A 16252-nucleotide genomic window follows, 5' to 3' on the forward strand; every position below is an offset into this window, starting at 1 on the left:
CCGGGGCGTCGCCGTCACAGACGTCGGCGTCGGGGCAGAAACTCCAGCGACAGCAGCACGAACAGCAACGGGACGATCTGGGTCCACGTGATCAGCACGTAGCGGCGGCCGGCGAGCGCGTGGAACTTGCGCACGTACCGGTACAACGACTCGAGCGCGATCAGCGGATCCAACAGATGGGTCAGCGCGTACACGACGCGGTGCGTCAAGCCGCCGTCGGAGCGGTCGAAGATCTCCGGGAATGCGGCGAACGCCAGCGAAACCCGTTGCGCGCCGGACTCTTTGCCGGCCATGATCATGTCGACGGTGAGCCGCTCGTCGAGTCCGTTCGGAGCGTGGCGGCGCCGCCACGGGACGTCGAGGGTGACGTCGGCGCCGCGCCCGGCCGTGGCGAAGCGGTGAAACGCCTGGACGGTGCCGGCGGCGTCGCGGGCGAGAATCAGCCGGACGCCCGGGAATCGGCCCTCCAGCACCCCATCGAGGTTCATGTGAAACCCCCGGTCGGCGTGGGCACCCTTCGTCGAATCCCTTACCACGTCGACCAATTCGGCCAGTTGCGGCTCGCGCAATTCCTGCTCCGCGATGATCTCGGTGGTGATGCCGCAGTTGTGGGTGCGCTGTACCGCCTGGCGCAGATTGCGGAATTTCCGGCCGACCATGTCGAAGGTGGCGACGTCGACGACGACGTCGCGGCCGATCGGGACGGGCCGCAACGGTTGTCGCAGCGCCGTCCACAGCGGCAGCCGCCCTTCGCTGCAGCCCACCACCGCAATGCGCCATCCGTGGGTGTGGCAGTGGGCGGCGAAGTCGTCGACCAGGGAGGCGAATTGGGTCTCGTCGCCGATCGGGTCACCGCTGACCACGGCGAAGCCCCACCGCGTCCGGTAGGCCAGGGCCGCCCGGCCGTCGCGGCTGAACCGATAGCTCTTGCCGGTCTGCATGGCGAACGGCGCCAACGGATCACCGCGGGTGGCGTCGACCAGCCGCCACACCCGGGGCAGGTCGCCGGGGGTGGCACGCGAGGCCGTCGGCCACATCAACGCCAGGCCCGAGGCGGCGATCGCGACATCACCCAGTCGATCAAAGGACAGGACGTGCAACCCGAGGCCGGCGATCACCAATAGTGCTGCGCCGCAGGCATGTAGCGCCGTCACGGGGCGGTTCAAGAAGATGCCGCGGGCGATGAACACCACGGCGATCAGGACCGTCGCCGACCAGGCCAGCCGGTCGGCGTCACGCCATTGTGGCTGGGTGTGATGGCGCGCGACGACGTGCAGAAGCCAGCAGGCGGCCCCCAACAACGCCAGGGCGCCGGCCAGTCGCGCGGCCGGCGAATCGACCGATACGACAACGCGTTCGGCCGCGGGGGGTTTGGTCGTGGACTTCGTCGATGGCGCGCTCACACTGACCTCCCAGTACGCCGGCGTCAGGTGGACGGCTCTCGTGCCCACCCGCGCACCGCATACCCGGCTGACGGCGACCTACGCCAATTATGCACCCGGCGGCCGGAATCGGACCCGCGAAGTGCGCCCGATCAGCGCGCAGAGGGCGGGAAATATTTCAGCACGCCCTCCTGGACCACCGTGGCGAGCAGGTCCCCGGAACGGTCGAAGAAGTGCCCGGTGCCCAGTCCGCGCGAGTCCGCCGCCACCGGCGACGTTGTCGAGTACAGCACCCAGTCGTCGAAGTCGACCGCGCGGTGAAACCACACCGAATGATTGGCCGAGGCCGCGAAGATGCGATCGAACCCCCACGACAGGCCGTGGGTGGTGATCACCGAGTCCAGGACCGTGGTGTCCGACGAATACACCAACGCCGCCGTGTGCAGGACGGGGTCGTCGGGCATCGGGCCGAGGGCCTTCATCCACACCCGGTTGTGCGGCAACCGGTCTCCCTTCTGCCGCATCACCCACGCCGGGTCGTTGGTATAGCGCCACTCGATCGGCTGCAGCGCATTGACGAAATGCGGGACGGTCTCCTCGTAGCCGCGCAACAATTCGCCGATGGTGGGCTGCGCGTGCGGTTCACCCACCGGCGGCGGCTCGACGCCGTGCTCGAGGCCCTGGCCGCCGGCCATGTAGGAGATCAGCGCCGACGACAACAGCGTGCCGTCCTGCAGCGCGTCGACGCGTCGATTGGCGAAGCGCCGTTCGTCGCGCAACCGGGTGACCCGGTACTCGATGTCGGCGGTGATGTCGCCACCGTTGACGAAGTGGATCGACAGCGCGCTGGGCGGCAGGGTGTTGCGGATCAGGGTGCGGCTGCTCGCGACGAACGACTGGGCCATGAGCTGGCCGCCGAACGTCCGCATCGGATTCTTGCTGGGATGCGTGCCGACGAAGACGTCGTCGGCGACTCGGTCGAGCTCAAGGATGGCCAGCAGTTCGTCGAAGTCGGGGTGGTCTGTCGCGGCTTCGTGTTTTTGCTCGCCGGCCGGCACGGGCGCTCCTTGATCTCTAGAGGTCGTCCTCCCCGATCCGGTGCACGTGGATCAGGTTGGTGGACCCCACTGTGCCAGGTGGCGCGCCGGCGACGATCACCACCAGGTCACCGCGCTTGTACCGGCCGAGGTCCATCAGCGACTTGTCCGCCTGGCGGATCATCTCGTCGGTGGAGTCCATCATCGGGACGATGAACGTCTCGGTGCCCCACGTCATCGCGAGCTGGCTGCGCACCTCCGGCCAGGCGGTGAACGCCAGCAGCGGCAGCGGGGTGTGCAGGCGGGCCAGCCGTTTGACGGTGTCACCGGATTGGGTGAACGCCACCAGCGCCTTGGCGTCGAGCCGCTCGCCGATGTCGCGGGCGGCGTAGGAGATCACCCCTCGCTTGGTGCGCGGCACGTGCGTCAGCGGCGGGGCGGCCGTGGAGTTGTCCTCGACCGCGCAGATGATCCGCGACATGGTCCGCACTGCCGCCAGCGGGTACTTGCCCACCGATGTCTCGCCCGAGAGCATCACGGCGTCGGCGCCGTCGAGCACGGCGTTGGCGACGTCGGAGGCCTCGGCGCGGGTGGGTCGCGAGTTCTCGATCATCGAGTCGAGCATCTGCGTCGCCACGATCACCGGTTTGGCGTTCTCGCGGGCCATCTGGATGGCCCGCTTCTGCACCAACGGCACCTCTTCGAGGGGCAGCTCGACGCCGAGGTCACCGCGGGCGACCATGATCGCGTCGAAGGCCAGGACGATCGCCTCGAGGTTGTCCACGGCCTCCGGCTTCTCGAGCTTGGCGATCACCGGCACCCGGCGCCCGATCCGATCCATGATTTCGTGCACCAGCTCGACGTCGGACGGCGACCGCACGAAAGACAGGGCGACCAGGTCGACGCCCAGGTCGAGCGCGAAGGTGAGGTCGTCGATGTCCTTCTCCGACAGGGCCGGGGCGGACACGTTCATGCCGGGCAGCGAGATGCCCTTGTTGTTGCTCACCGGGCCGCCCTCGACGACGGTGCAGACGACGTCGTCGCCGTCGATGCCCTCGACGACCAGGCCGACCTTGCCGTCGTCGACCAACACCCGGTCGCCCACGGCGGCGTCGCGCGCCAGCTTCTTGTAGGTCGTGGACACCCGGTCGTGGGTGCCCTCGCAGTCGGCGACCGTGATGCGGACGGTCTCGCCGTCGGCCCAGAAGGTGGAGCCGGTCGCGAAGCGCCCGAGCCGGATCTTGGGGCCCTGGAGGTCGGCGAGCACGCCGACCGCGCGGCCGGTGGCGTCCGAGGCCGACCGGACGCGTTCGTAGGCGGCTTTGTGATCCGCGTAGTCGCCGTGGCTGAAATTCAACCGCGCGACATCCATTCCCGCCTGGACCAGCGCCAAGATGAACTCGTCCGAATTCGTCGCAGGGCCAAGGGTGCAGACGATCTTTCCGCGTCTACTCACGCCGACCCAGCATAGTCGCGCCGGGCCACCGCGGCCCGCCTTATCGGCTGCCGCGCGGTGAACGATTACCCGCCGGAAATTGTCGGAACCAACGGAAAGCCGGGCAGATTCCGCAGCACCGTCCACGCGGCCGTCGCGATCACCGCCGCCACCAGCGCCGGAGCGGACAGGGCCGGCTTGCCGCGGCCGCGTCGGGCGACCACCCAGCCGGCCAACAGCGGGATGACAATCAGCGCGAAGACGTTGTCGGCCACGCTGGCCATCAGATGCCCGTGCAGCAGGTCGTAGGTCATGCGCAGGCCGCCGCAGAACGGGCAGTCCCAGCCGGTCAGCCACTTGAAGGGACACTGCGGATACACCGAGCGGGTGTCGTGCGGGTCGACCAGCCCGATGTAGCCGAGGGCGCCGCCCAGGGCGACCGTCGTGCCGGCTGCGACGTAACCGCGGTGCCGCCGGTGGGCGTGCGGGTGCCCGGAGGGGGCGATCTCATGGCTGTCGGCCACGATGTCAGCTTGCCAGACGGCGCGCTACGGCCGCTGCTTCCCGCCGCGCAGCCGCCAGCCCCTGCGGGGGTTGCGCTCCCCCGCCGCGTCCGATTCGTCTGTTGCGGGCTCGTCGGGCACCGGGGCGGGCTCGTCGGCGGTCGGTTTCGCCGCCGACGCCTCCTCGGCCGCGGGTTCTTCCTCGCGCGCCTGGGCCGCCTCGATCTCGGGCTCCACGGCGTCGGGCTCGGCCGCCACCGGCGCCACGGCGGTGTCCGCGATCTCGGGCTCCCCCTGCGGCTCCTGCACCGCCTCGGCCGCCGTGGTTTCCGCGGCCTCGGCCTCGGCCTCCGGCGCCCGCGCCGTCTCGGGCTCGGCGTCCGGCTCCGCGGCGTCGGTCGCCGTCGGTTCCGCCTCGGCCGCCACCGGCGCCACCGCGGTCTCCGCGCCTTCCGGGGTCTCCTCGCCATCCGGGGTCTCGGCCGCCAGGGCGTCCGTCCCCGCACCGCCGAGCGCGGTGGTCTCGGCCGTCGCGCCGCCCTGCTCGCCGGCCAGCGCCACCGTCGCCGGCTCCGCCGGTGCCTCGGCGTCGTCGATGCCGCGCAGCGTCTCGGGATCCTCACGACCCTTAGGCGCCACCATGAGGTACACCACGGCGCCGATGAAGACGAACGTCGAGGTGAACGAGTTGATCCTGATGCCCGCGATGTGCGTTGCCGTGTCGTCGCGCAGCAACTCGACGACGAACCGGCCCACGCAGTAGCCCGCCACGTACACGGCGAACAGGCGACCGTGACCCAAGGTGAACCGCCGGTCGATGTAGAGCAGCGCGACGAAGACCAACAGGTTCCAGATCAGTTCGTAGAGGAACGTCGGCTGCACGACGAGGGCCACCTGGCCCGTCGAGACGCCGTCCAGCGAGTGCGGGTCGATATACCCGGAGGGGTCGCGCCGGTAAAAGATCTCCAGGCCCCACGGCACGGTGGTCTCCCGGCCGTAGAGCTCCTGGTTGAAGTAGTTGCCGAGGCGGCCGATGGCCTGGGCCAGGATGATGCCGGGGGCGATCGCGTCGCCGAACGCCGGCAGCGGAATGCCGCGGCGCCGGCAGCCGATCCAGGCGCCCACCCCACCGAGGGCCACCGCGCCCCAAATGCCCAGGCCGCCGTCCCAAATCCGCACGGCCGCACCGAATCCCGCGCCGCCGGGGCCCCAATACGTGCGCCAGTCGGTGGCCAGGTGATAGAGCCGGCCGCCGAGCAGCCCGAACGGCACCGTCCACAGCGCGATGTCGTAGATGACTCCGCGCTGCCCGCCGCGGGCCTCCCAGCGCCGGTCGCCGATGAGCAACGCGGCCACGATGCCGGCGATGATGAACAGCGCGTAGGCGCGGATCGGCAGCGGGCCGAGGTGCCACACACCTTGCGGCGGGCTCGGGAAGTAGGCGAGCAGCGTGGTCACGAGGCGCCCGCCCGAACACCGGCGGCGAGTTCCTCAGTCAGTGCGCGCAAAGCCGGTAGCCCCCCGTCACCCAACGCCGACACCAGCGCCGAACCCACGATCACGCCGTCGGCGTAGCGGCCGATCTCTGCGGCTTGCTCGCGCGACCGCACGCCCAGCCCGACACCGACGGGCAGGTCGGACACGGCCTTCACCCGGCGCACCAGCTCGGGCGCGGCGTTCGACACCGCGTCGCGGGCTCCCGTCACGCCCATCGTCGACGCCGCGTAGACGAAGCCCCGCGACGCCTCGATCGTCAACGCCAACCGCTCCGGCGTCGACGACGGCGCCACGAGAAAGATCCGGTCCAACCGATGCTCCTGCGCGGCCGCCAACCACTGGCCGGCTTCCTCGGGTATCAGGTCGGGGGTGATCAGGCCGTGGCCGCCGGCCGACGCCAGGTCGCGGGCGAACGCGTCGACGCCGTAGCGCAGCACCGGATTCCAGTACGTCATCACCACGGCGCTGCCGCCCGCGGAGCTGATGGCCTCGACCGCGGCCAGCGTGTCGCGCACGCGCACACCGCGCTGCAGCGCCGCTTCGGTGGCCCTGGCGATGGTTGGGCCGTCCATCCCCGGATCCGAGTAAGGCACCCCGACTTCGACGATGTCGCAACCGGATTCGACCAGTGCGACCATCCCGTCGACGGAAGAGCGGACGTCGGGGTAGCCGGTGGGCAGGTAGCCGATCAGCGCCGCGCGGCCGTCCGCACGGCACGACTGAAAGACCGACTCGAGCCGGCTCGCCTCGCTTTGCTTGAGCGTCATTGCTGATCGGACTCCATCAGCCCGAACCACTGCGCGGCCGTCGCGACGTCCTTATCGCCCCGGCCCGACAGGTTCACCACGACGATCGCGCCGGGCCCCAACTCGGCGCCCAGTTGCAGGGCACCGGCCACGGCGTGGGCGGACTCGATGGCGGGGATGATTCCTTCGGTGCGGCACAGCAGGCCGAAGGCGTCCATGGCCTGCACGTCGGTGACGGGCCGGTATTCCGCGCGGCCGGTGTCCTTGAGCCAAGCATGCTCGGGACCCACGCCGGGATAGTCCAATCCCGCTGAGATGGAATGGGATTCAATGGTCTGCCCGTCCTCGTCCTGCAGCAGATACGAGAACGACCCCTGGAACGCCCCCGGCGAGCCGCCGGTGAAGGTGGCCGCGTGCCGTCCGGTTTCGACGCCGTCGCCGGCCGCCTCGAAGCCGACCAGCCGGACCGCGGGGTCGTCGATGAACGGGTGGAAGATACCGATCGCATTGGAACCGCCGCCGATGCAGGCGACGACAGCGTCGGGCAATCGGCCCGCCTGCGCCTGGATCTGGGCGCGCGCCTCGAGGCCGATGATGCGCTGGAAGTCGCGCACCATGGCAGGAAACGGGTGCGGGCCCGCCGCGGTGCCGAAGCAGTAGTAGGTGGTGTCGGCGTTGGTGACCCAGTCCCGGAACGCCTCGTTGATAGCGTCTTTAAGTGTGCGCGAACCACTTTCGACGGACACGACCCGCGCCCCCAGAAGCCGCATCCGCGCCACGTTGAGCGCCTGCCGGGCGGTGTCCACCGCCCCCATGTAGATCACGCACTCGAGGCCGAGCAGGGCGCACGCCGTCGCCGTCGCCACCCCGTGCTGACCGGCGCCGGTCTCGGCGATCACCCGGTGCTTGCCCATCCGCTGCGCCAGCAGCGCCTGACCGAGCACGTTGTTGATCTTGTGAGATCCCGTGTGGTTGAGGTCTTCTCGCTTGAGGAAGATGCGCGCCCCGCCGGCGTGTTCGGACAGGCGCGCCGCCTCGTATAGCGGCGACGGCCTGCCGGCGTAGTTGGCTTGCAGGCGGTCCAGCCGGTCCAGGAAGTCGGGGTTGATCCGTTCCTTCTCGTAGGCGGCCGTGACCTCCTCGATGACCGCCATCAGCGCCTCGGCGACGTAGCGGCCGCCGTAGACGCCGAAATGCCCGGCCGAGTCCGGTTCGTGCCGAGTCGGTTCGGCGATGGCCGCGCTGGGCAGCGGAAGGCCCGGAAGGGAGGCGTCGACCATTACCAAAGCTCCACGCGCAGAGGGCTCATCGGGTTCAACGTTTCAGCGCCGGGCACGTCGACGAGCAATTAGCGAGCCGGTTTCGGACAGGACGGGTGGGTGCCCGCGGTGACCAGGTCGGCGACAGCGGCGCGCGGGTCACCGCTTTTCACCAGACCCTCACCGACCAGCACGGCGTCGGCGCCCGCACCGGCGTAGGCCAACAGGTCCGCGGTACCGCGCACGCCGGATTCGGCGATCCGGATCACCTTGCTGGGCAGGCCGGGAGCGATGCGCGCGAAGCAATCCCGGTCCACCTCCAAGGTGGCCAGATCGCGGGCGTTGACGCCGATCACGCTGGCGCCGGCCTTGAGCGCCCGGTCGGCCTCCGCCTCGGTGTGCACCTCGACCAGCGCCGTCATGCCCAGTGATTCGGTGCGATCCAGCATCGACACCAACGCCGACTGGTCCAGCGCGGCGACGATCAGCAGCAGCATGTCGGCACCGTGCGCTCGCGCCTCGTGGATCTGATAGGGCTGCACCACAAAATCCTTGCGCAGGATGGGAATCGACACCGCGGCCCGCACCGCGTCGAGGTCGTCGAGCGAGCCGCGGAATCGCCGTTCCTCGGTGAGCACGCTGATGATTCGGGCGCCGCCGTCTTCGTAGGCCCGGGCCAGCTTCGCCGGATCGGCAATGGTGGCCAGGGAACCCGCCGACGGGCTGGCGCGCTTGACCTCGGCGATGACGCCGATTCCGGGTTCACGCAGGGCGGCCATCACGTCGAGCGGTGGCGGCGCAGCGGCTGCGGCGGCTTTGATTTCGGACAGGCTGATCAGCGCTTCGCGCGCGGCAACGTCGGCCCGGACTCCTTCGAGGATGGAGTCAAGCACGGTTGCCGGACTCATGCTTGTCGCTTCCCTTCCCACCGTCACCCTACGGCCGCCCACTTGTCCCCAAGCCGATCGCGACGACGTCCATGAAGGGTAGCGGCACCCGGCTCGCGGCCCATCACCGACCCTCGGTGTCAGACCGGTGGGACGGGTCGGTCGGCTCCCGCGTCGGGTCGCGGCCCTCGTCAAGCGCGTCCCAGATCATCCGCTCCGACAAGTCCGCCGTCCCCGGCTCGTCCGCCCCTGCCTCGGTGGGGTCCTGCCGCGCGATCGAACGGCGCGTCGCGGGCGCCGCGTACCGCTCCGCGCTCACGCGCGCCGACCCGCGATCCCCGGCCGCCCGCATGAGCAGCACGGCGGCGATGAGGACGCCCGCGGCGGCAGCCACCGCGACACCGGCGCCCCAGTGCCGCCGCTCGCTGCCCACCAGCGACATCACCGTGACGTGCGCCAGCTCGGCGCCGCGCACCGCCACGTCGGGCACCACCCACAGGCTGACGCCCAGGTAGCCGACGGCCAGGCTGACCAGCGCCAGCAGCGCCGCCAGGGCCCGCAGCGGCCAGCCGCGCACGGCCAGCGCCGCGACCGCCGCGGCCAGCAGCAGCACGGCCAGCGGCAGCAACGCCGTCGACCAGGCGCCACCGGACAGCGCCACCTCTTTGGGCGGGCTCAGCCCGTCGAACGACCGGACCACCACCCACGGCAGCCGGGCGGACGCCCACAGCGCGCCCGCGGCCACGACCAGCAGCACCTGGGCGCTGCCGATCAGCCGCCGGCCGGGACGCCGGGACCTCGGGTCAACAGTCATCGGGACCCGCGTCCGGGGCGGTCAGCGTCTCGGCGGCGGCGATCGCGTTGAGCACCGCGCGGGCCTTATTGCTCGCCTCGGTGTACTCGTAGGGCCCGTTGGAGTCGGCGACCACCCCGCCCCCGGCCTGTACGTAGGCGGTGCCCGCGCGGATCAGCGCGGTGCGGATGGCGATCGCGAAGTCGGCGTTGCCGGCGAAGTCGAGGTAGCCCACCACCCCGCCGTAGAGGCCGCGGCGCGTCTTCTCGACCTCCTCGATGAGCTCCATGGCCCGCACCTTCGGCGCGCCGGACAGCGTGCCCGCGGGGAAGCACGCCGTCACCGCGTCCAGGGCGGTGCGGCCCTCGGCAAGCGTTCCGGACACGGTCGACACCAGGTGCATGACGTGGCTGTAGCGCTCGATGTGGCTGTAGTCCTCGACGTGCACGGTGCCCGGCGCGCAGACCCGGCCCAGGTCGTTGCGGCCGAGGTCGACCAGCATCAGGTGCTCGGCGCGCTCCTTCTCGTCGGCCAGCAACTCCTTTTCCAGCAGCTGATCCTCCTCGTCGGTCTCGCCGCGCCACCGGGTACCGGCGATCGGGTGCGTCGTGGCGGTGCCGTCGGCGACGGTGACCAACGCCTCCGGACTCGAGCCGACGATCGAGAAGTCGGTGCCGCCCCGCGCGTCCGGAACGTGGAACAGGTACATGTACGGGCTGGGGTTGGTGACCCGCAGCATCCGGTACACGTCGATCGGGTCGACGTCGGTGTCCATCTCGAAGCGCTGCGACGGCACCACCTGGAAGGCCTCGCCCGCGGCGATCTGCTCGACGAGGTAGTCGACGATCTTGCCGTACTCCTCGACGCTGCGCTGCGCGCGATACCGCGGCTCGGGCCGGTCGAACGTCGCGACCGTCGACGACAGCGGCTGGCCCAGCGCCGCGGTCATGACGTCGAGCCGGGCGACCGCGTCGTCGTAGGCCTCGTCGACCCGTTCGTCGGTGCCGTTCCAGTTCACGGCGTTGGCGATGAGCGTGATGGTGCCCTCGTGGTGGTCCACCGCCGCGAGGTCGGTGGCCAGCACCACCAGCATGTCGGGCAGCCGCAGGTCGTCGACCGCCAGCTCGGGCAGGCGCTCGAGGCGGCGCACCATGTCGTAGGCGAAGAAGCCGACCATGCCGCCCGACAGCGGCGGCAGCCCCGGCAACACGGCCGTCGCGAGCAGTTCCAGTGTCGCCCGCAGCGCGTGCAGCGGGTCGCCGCCGGTCGGCGCGTCCTGCGGCACCGCACCCAGCCAGACCGCCGCGCCGTCGCGCACCGTCAGCGCCGAGGGCGACCCGGCGCCGATGAACGACCACCGCGACCAGGACCGGCCGTGTTCGGCCGATTCCAGCAGGAAGGTCCCCGGCCGGTTGGCGGCCAGTTTGCGGTAGGCCGACAACGGCGTCTCGCTGTCCGCGAGCACCTTGCGGGTCACCGGGACCACCCGATGCTCGGCCGCCAGCTGGCGGAAATCCTCTCGTGAGGTCGTCGCGGCGAGGTGGGCTTGCACCGAACCATCTTCCCAGACGCCGGACCCGGCTTCGCGCGCGTGACGCCGCCGCGCTGCTCGCCACGGCAATCGCCCCGGGGCTACGCTCACGCCATGAAACCTGGCGACACCGTGGCGGACTTCGAACTGCCCGACCAGACCGGAACCCCGCGCAAGCTCAGCGACCTGCTGGCGGACGGACCCGTCGTCCTGTTCTTCTACCCGGCGGCGATGACACCGGGGTGCACCAAAGAGGCCTGCCACTTCCGCGACCTGGCGGCCGAATTCGCCACCGTCGGTGCCAACCGGGTGGGCATCAGCGCCGACCCGGTGCACAAGCAGGCCCAGTTCGCCGACCTGCGCAACTTCGACTACCCGCTGCTCTCGGATGCCGACGGCACCGTGGCCGCCCAGTTCGGCGTCAAGCGCGGCCTGCTGGGCAAGCTGCTGCCGGTCAAGCGCACGACGTTCGTCATCGACACCGACCGCACGGTCCTCGACGTGATCTCCAGCGAGTTCAACATGGACAGCCACGCCGACAAGGCGCTGGCCGCGCTGCGCGGCCGCTCCTAGCGACGCCGACGCGTCACGGGCTGATCGCCAGGAAGACGTAGGCGGCCAGCAACACCACGTGCACCTCCCCCTGCAGCCGGGTGGCCCGCCCGGGAACGACGGTGAGCATGCTGGTCACGACCGTCAACGCCAGCAGGACCAGCTGCACCGGCCCCAGGCCCAGCAGCAGCGGACCTTTCAGCCACACCGACGCCAGCGCGATCGTCGGGATCGTCAGCCCGATGCTGGCCAGCGCGGAGCCGTAGGCCAGGTTCAGGCTGATCTGGATGCGGCCCTGCCGCGCGGCGCGCACCGCCGCCAGGGTCTCGGGCAGCAGCACCAGCGCCGCGATCACCACCCCGACGAACGACTGCGGGAATCCCACGGCCGTCACCGCCCGCTCCAGGGCCGGCGCCTCCACCTCGGCCAGGCCGACGACCGCCCCCAGCGCCGCGAGCAGCAGGCCGAGGCTGGCCAGCGCCGCCCCCCTGCTCGGCGGGTCGGCGTGGCTCTCGTCCTCGAAGATCCGCTTCTTCTGCCCCTTCTGGGCGACGGGCAGGAAGAAGTCGCGGTGCCGCACCGTCTGCGTGAACACGAACAGCAGATACAGCAGCAACGACGCGACCGCGGCGAACGCCAGTTGCCCGGGCGAGAACTCCCGGCCCGGCTCGCTCGTGGTGAACGACGGCAGCACCAGGCTCAACGTCGCCAGCGTGGTGAGCGTGGCCAGCGCGGCGCCGCTGCCCTCGGCGTTGAACAGGGTGACGCCGTAGCGCCGGGAGCCGAGCAGCAACGACAGCCCGGCGATCCCGTTGGTGGTGATCATCAGCGCGGCGAACGCGGTGTCGCGGGCCAATGTCGCGGCCTCGTTGCCGCCGGAGGCCATCAGCTCGACGATGAGGGCCACCTCGATGATCGTCACCGCTGCCGCCAGCACCAACGACCCGAACGGCTCCCCGATCCGGTGGGCGACCACCTCCGCGTGCTGGACCGCGGCCAGCACGGCACCGATGAGAAACACCGCGGCCACCGCGACCAAAACGGGCCCCAGGTCGCGGCCCCAGATCGACGCCAACACGATCACGGCCAGTACGGGCACGACGACGGTCCAGGACACCCATTTCGACATCGCCCGCCATTCTCTTCGATGTGGTGGAGGCGCGCCTCTTCGGCGCCGCGTGGCGAACGCCTCAGTAGCATGCTCACATGCCCACGAGCGAAGGCCTGACGGCGGGACAGGTGTTTGCTGGTTACACGATCGTGCGGCATTTGGGGGCCGGCGGCATGGGCCAGGTGTATCTGGCGCAGCACCCGCGGCTGCCCCGCCGCGACGCCCTGAAGGTGCTGCCCGGCGACCTCACCGGCAACGACGAGTTCCGGCAGCGGTTCAACCGGGAGGCCGACCTGGCCGCCGGCCTGTACCACGAGCACATCGTCGGCATTCACGACCGGGGCGAATACGACGGGCAGCTGTGGCTGTCGATGGACTACGTGGAGGGCATCGGCGCGGCCGAGCTGCTGCGGACCCGTTATCCGTCCGGCATGCCGAAAGCCGATGTCCTGCAGATCATTGCCGCGGTCGCCGACGCGCTCGACTACGCCCACGCCCGGGGGCTGCTGCACCGCGACGTCAAACCCGCCAACATCTTGCTGGGCGACGGCACCCCGCACCGGCGGATCCTGCTGGCCGACTTCGGCATCGCGCGCGAGCTCGGCGAGATCAGCGGACTGACCGCCACCAACATGCTGGTGGGCACCACCGCCTACTGCGCGCCCGAGCAGCTGCGCGGCGCCGATCTGGATGCCCGCGCCGACCAGTACGCGCTGGGCTGCACCGCGTACCAACTGTTGACCGGCGCCGCACCGTTTCAGAACTCGAACCCCGCGGTCGTCATCGGCCAGCACCTGTCCGCGCCGCCGCCGCGGCTCAGCGAGCGCCGACCCGACCTGGCGGACTGCGATCCCGCGATCGCCCGGGCCCTCGCCAAGGACCCGCAGGAGCGCTACGCCTCGTGCGCGGACTTCGCGACCGCGCTGGCCGGCCGCCCGGGCGCCACGGACGTTGCCGCGGGGCCGACGGAAGTGATTGCCGCACAACACGATTCGCCGACCGCGACGGGGGCGCCGGCCGGCCGCGGGAATCGGCGCGGCGTCGCGACCGTGATGGCGGCGCTGGTCGCCGTGGCGCTGGTGGGACTCGGCGCGGTCGTGGGCGTGCGCCTGCTCTCCCATGCCGGCGGGTCACCGGCCGGCGGTGCGCAGTCGGCGGCGCCGCGGCCCAGCGGGGCCACCGCCGCGCCGCCCGCGGGCGCCGCCAGGCTCGCCGGGCAGCTCACCGACCGGTCCGCGGTGTTGAGTCCCGACGAGCGTCGCGAGGTCGAGCGGGCGCTGGGCGCCCTGCGCGACGGGCGTGGCATCCGGCTGTGGGTGGTCTACGTCAAAGACTTCGGCGGCCTCAAGCCGTTCCGCTGGGCCGAAGACACCATGCGCGCCAACGGTTTCGGTGAGACCGACGCCATCCTGGCCGTCGCCACCGAGGACCGGACGTTCTCGTTTCGGGTGCCCGGCGCGGCGATCAACGGCACCGGTATCGACGTGGAGACCATTCGCCGCGACCGGATCGGCCCCGCCGTCGCCCGGCGGGAATGGCCCCGGGCGGCGATCGCCGCCGCGCGGGGCCTCAACATGACGCCGGGCTAGCCCTCGGGCGCCAACAACACGTCGGCGTCGAAGCAGCTGTGATCCCCGGTGTGGCAGGCGCCGCCCACCTGGTCCACGGTCAGCAGCACCGCGTCGCCGTCGCAGTCCAGCCGCACCGAGTGCACGTGCTGGGTGTGCCCCGACGTCTGCCCCTTGATCCATTGCCGGGCGCGCGAGCGTGAGTAATAGGTCGCCTCACGGGTTTCCAGGGTGCGGGCCAGGGCGTCGTCGTCCATCCACGCCACCATCAGCACGTCACCGCTGCCGCGCTCCTGCACGATCGCGGTGAACAGGCCGTCGGCGTTGCGTTTCAGGCGTGCCGCGATCGACGGGTCGAGCGTCATCGGACGGTGATCCCCTTCTCGGCCATCGCTGTCTTGACCTGGCCGATGGTGAGCTCGCGGAAGTGGAAGACGCTGGCCGCCAACACCGCGTCGGCGCCCGCGGCGACCGCGGGTGCGAAGTGTTCGGCAGCCCCCGCGCCGCCGCTGGCGATCACCGGCACGGTCACCGCCGACCGCACCGCCTGCAGCATCGACAGGTCGAAACCGGCTTTGGTGCCGTCGGCGTCCATCGAGTTCAGCAAGATCTCACCGACGCCCAAATCAGCTCCGCGCGAAGCCCATTCGACGGCGTCGATGCCGGTGCCGCGCCGCCCGCCGTGGGTGGTGACCTCCCACCCCGACGGTGTCGGCACCGAATCCGGCGGCACCGTTCGGGCGTCGACGGACAGCACGATGCATTGGGAGCCGAACTGGCGGGCCATCTCGGCCAGCAGCTCGGGCCGGGCGATCGCGGCGGTGTTGATCGACACCTTGTCGGCGCCCGCGCGCAACAACACGTCGACGTCGGCCACGGTGCGCACACCGCCGCCGACCGTGAGCGGGATGAAGACCTGTTCGGCGGTGCGGCGCACCACGTCGAGCATGGTGGACCGCCCCGAGGACGAGGCGGTGACGTCGAGGAAGGTGAGCTCGTCGGCGCCCTCGGCGTCGTAGGCGGCGGCCAGCTCCACGGGATCGCCGGCGTCACGCAGGTTTTCGAAGTTGACGCCCTTGACCACCCGGCCGCCGTCGACGTCAAGGCAGGGAATCACCCGCACGGCCAGCCCGTCACCCGCGGACATCTCAGTAGTCCTCCGGGCGGCCGATGCCGCGCAGGATCTCCAGGATCCGGGCGTGGGCGTCCGGGCCCGCGGCCAGCGTGGACTGCGATCCCGGGGTCCACTGCTCACCCGCCAGGGTGGTGACGACGCCGCCCGCCGCGCGCACGAGCGCCACGCCGGCGGCGTGGTCCCACACGTGCCCGCCGAAACTGACGGCCGCCCCGAGGATGCCGTCGGCGACGAACGCGAGGTCGATGCCGGTCGAGCCGTGCATGCGCAGCCGCGACGACACTCGGCTCAGCTCCTCCAGGACCGCGATGCGGTAGCGCCCCGGGAACCGGCCGCGCGCGTCCGCGCTGAACGACCCCGCGCCGACCAGGGCGTCGCCCAGGTCGATCGGGGCCAGCGCGGGTTGCGGCACACCGTTTTTGACTAAGGGTCCGCCCGCCACGGCGGTGTACCGCTGACCGGTGAACGGCAGCCAGGTCAGCCCGGCCACCGGCTCGCCGTCATGCAGCAGGCCCAACAGGATGCCGGCCATCGGGGACCCGGCCGCGTAGTTGAAGGTGCCGTCGACCGGGTCGAGCACCCACACCCACTCCGAGTCGACGTCGGAGCCGCCGAATTCCTCGCCGTGCACGCCGATTCCGGTGGACTCGCCGAGCGCGTCGACCACCTGCCGCTCGATGGCCAGGTCGACGTCCGTGGCGAAGTCGTTGCCCTTCTTGCGGACCGCGGAATCGGCGCGGTGCCCGGCGACGAACGGCTCCACCGCGTCGTCGAGGATCGCCGACGCCGTCTTGACCAACGCGTCCAGGTCCATGC

16 protein-coding genes are annotated in these 16252 nt (G+C 71.0%); 2 read left to right on the forward strand and 14 right to left on the reverse strand.

What is annotated here, in order from left to right; genetic code table 11:
• Nucleotides 1-14 precede the first annotated feature (14 nt).
• The 10 genes from A5700_RS12950 to A5700_RS12995 all read right to left on the reverse strand — a co-directional run bounded on the left by A5700_RS12950 (nt 15) and on the right by A5700_RS12995 (nt 11091).
• Complete coding sequence (locus tag A5700_RS12950) at nt 15-1403, reverse strand: bifunctional lysylphosphatidylglycerol flippase/synthetase MprF (protein ID WP_068204795.1); 1389 nt, start codon at nt 1401-1403, stop codon at nt 15-17.
• A gap of 131 nt (nt 1404-1534) precedes the next feature.
• On the reverse strand, nt 1535-2440 hold the full coding sequence (locus A5700_RS12955) for an acyl-CoA thioesterase II (protein ID WP_068066111.1): 906 nt from the start codon (nt 2438-2440) through the stop codon (nt 1535-1537).
• 16 nt (nt 2441-2456) lie between these two features.
• Nucleotides 2457-3875 carry a pyruvate kinase gene (gene pyk / locus A5700_RS12960; RefSeq protein WP_068066113.1) on the reverse strand — a complete coding sequence of 473 codons (1419 nt, stop codon included), beginning with the start codon at nt 3873-3875 and terminating at the stop codon, nt 2457-2459.
• A gap of 65 nt (nt 3876-3940) precedes the next feature.
• Nucleotides 3941-4378 carry a DUF2752 domain-containing protein gene (locus A5700_RS12965; protein WP_068066116.1) on the reverse strand — a complete coding sequence of 146 codons (438 nt, stop codon included), beginning with the start codon at nt 4376-4378 and terminating at the stop codon, nt 3941-3943.
• Between the two features lie 24 nt (nt 4379-4402).
• Nucleotides 4403-5815 carry a prolipoprotein diacylglyceryl transferase gene (locus A5700_RS12970; protein ID WP_068066119.1) on the reverse strand — a complete coding sequence of 471 codons (1413 nt, stop codon included), beginning with the start codon at nt 5813-5815 and terminating at the stop codon, nt 4403-4405.
• Nucleotides 5812-6621, reverse strand: coding sequence for a tryptophan synthase subunit alpha (gene trpA / locus A5700_RS12975; protein WP_068066122.1), 810 nt, complete (start codon nt 6619-6621; stop codon nt 5812-5814). The genes A5700_RS12970 and trpA overlap by 4 nt, the downstream gene beginning before the upstream one ends.
• On the reverse strand, nt 6618-7880 hold the full coding sequence (gene trpB, locus A5700_RS12980; protein ID WP_068066125.1) for a tryptophan synthase subunit beta: 1263 nt from the start codon (nt 7878-7880) through the stop codon (nt 6618-6620). Before trpB ends, trpA begins: the two co-directional genes overlap by 4 nt.
• A gap of 68 nt (nt 7881-7948) precedes the next feature.
• Nucleotides 7949-8767, reverse strand: a complete 819-nt coding sequence (trpC, locus tag A5700_RS12985; protein ID WP_068066128.1) for an indole-3-glycerol phosphate synthase TrpC — start codon at nt 8765-8767, stop codon at nt 7949-7951.
• 103 nt (nt 8768-8870) lie between these two features.
• The gene (locus A5700_RS12990; RefSeq protein ID WP_068066131.1) at nt 8871-9560 is read right to left on the reverse strand and encodes a TIGR02234 family membrane protein; all 690 of its coding nucleotides are present in this window, start codon (nt 9558-9560) and stop codon (nt 8871-8873) included.
• On the reverse strand, nt 9550-11091 hold the full coding sequence (locus A5700_RS12995) for an anthranilate synthase component I (RefSeq protein ID WP_068066946.1): 1542 nt from the start codon (nt 11089-11091) through the stop codon (nt 9550-9552). Before A5700_RS12995 ends, A5700_RS12990 begins: the two co-directional genes overlap by 11 nt.
• Before the next feature lie 93 nt (nt 11092-11184).
• On the opposite strand from A5700_RS12995, the gene A5700_RS13000 reads away from it, so the two are divergent.
• Nucleotides 11185-11643: a peroxiredoxin gene (locus A5700_RS13000; RefSeq protein WP_068066949.1), complete on the forward strand. Its 459-nt coding sequence runs from the start codon at nt 11185-11187 to the stop codon at nt 11641-11643.
• A gap of 13 nt (nt 11644-11656) precedes the next feature.
• Here A5700_RS13000 and A5700_RS13005 read toward each other — a convergent pair whose 3' ends face one another.
• Nucleotides 11657-12751, reverse strand: coding sequence for a calcium:proton antiporter (locus tag A5700_RS13005; RefSeq protein WP_068066951.1), 1095 nt, complete (start codon nt 12749-12751; stop codon nt 11657-11659).
• Between the two features lie 77 nt (nt 12752-12828).
• On the opposite strand from A5700_RS13005, the gene A5700_RS13010 reads away from it, so the two are divergent.
• Entirely contained in the window at nt 12829-14322 is a 1494-nt protein-coding gene (locus A5700_RS13010; RefSeq protein ID WP_068066953.1) for a serine/threonine-protein kinase, read from the forward strand.
• Here A5700_RS13010 and hisI read toward each other — a convergent pair.
• From hisI to A5700_RS13025, 3 genes are read right to left on the reverse strand one after another with little or no spacing between them, the layout of a single operon-like run.
• Nucleotides 14319-14666 (reverse strand): phosphoribosyl-AMP cyclohydrolase, encoded by a 348-nt coding sequence (hisI, locus tag A5700_RS13015; RefSeq protein ID WP_068066955.1) that lies wholly within the window; start codon nt 14664-14666, stop codon nt 14319-14321. The two genes, A5700_RS13010 and hisI, sit on opposite strands and share 4 nt — an antisense overlap.
• A complete protein-coding gene (hisF, locus tag A5700_RS13020) occupies nt 14663-15448 on the reverse strand; it encodes an imidazole glycerol phosphate synthase subunit HisF (RefSeq protein ID WP_068066959.1) in 786 nt (261 codons plus the stop codon). The genes hisI and hisF overlap by 4 nt, the downstream gene beginning before the upstream one ends.
• A gap of 1 nt (nt 15449) precedes the next feature.
• Complete coding sequence (locus tag A5700_RS13025; protein ID WP_068066960.1) at nt 15450-16250, reverse strand: inositol monophosphatase family protein; 801 nt, start codon at nt 16248-16250, stop codon at nt 15450-15452.
• Nucleotides 16251-16252: the final 2 nt, after the last annotated feature.

Source organism: Mycobacterium sp. E1214, assembly GCF_001666755.1.
In the GTDB taxonomy this organism is placed as follows: Bacteria; Actinomycetota; Actinomycetes; order Mycobacteriales; family Mycobacteriaceae; genus Mycobacterium.

Coding starts and splice junctions, on each gene's coding strand:
- A5700_RS13010 (WP_068066953.1), top strand. CDS start 12,829: ATGCCCACGAGCGAAGGCCTGACGGCGGGACAGGTGTTTGCTGGTTAC.
- trpA (WP_068066122.1), bottom strand. CDS start 6,621: ATGACGCTCAAGCAAAGCGAGGCGAGCCGGCTCGAGTCGGTCTTTCAG.
- trpC (WP_068066128.1), bottom strand. CDS start 8,767: ATGAGTCCGGCAACCGTGCTTGACTCCATCCTCGAAGGAGTCCGGGCC.
- A5700_RS13025 (WP_068066960.1), bottom strand. CDS start 16,250: ATGGACCTGGACGCGTTGGTCAAGACGGCGTCGGCGATCCTCGACGAC.
- hisF (WP_068066959.1), bottom strand. CDS start 15,448: ATGTCCGCGGGTGACGGGCTGGCCGTGCGGGTGATTCCCTGCCTTGAC.
- hisI (WP_068066955.1), bottom strand. CDS start 14,666: ATGACGCTCGACCCGTCGATCGCGGCACGCCTGAAACGCAACGCCGAC.
- A5700_RS13000 (WP_068066949.1), top strand. CDS start 11,185: ATGAAACCTGGCGACACCGTGGCGGACTTCGAACTGCCCGACCAGACC.
- A5700_RS13005 (WP_068066951.1), bottom strand. CDS start 12,751: ATGTCGAAATGGGTGTCCTGGACCGTCGTCGTGCCCGTACTGGCCGTG.
- A5700_RS12990 (WP_068066131.1), bottom strand. CDS start 9,560: ATGACTGTTGACCCGAGGTCCCGGCGTCCCGGCCGGCGGCTGATCGGC.
- trpB (WP_068066125.1), bottom strand. CDS start 7,880: ATGGTCGACGCCTCCCTTCCGGGCCTTCCGCTGCCCAGCGCGGCCATC.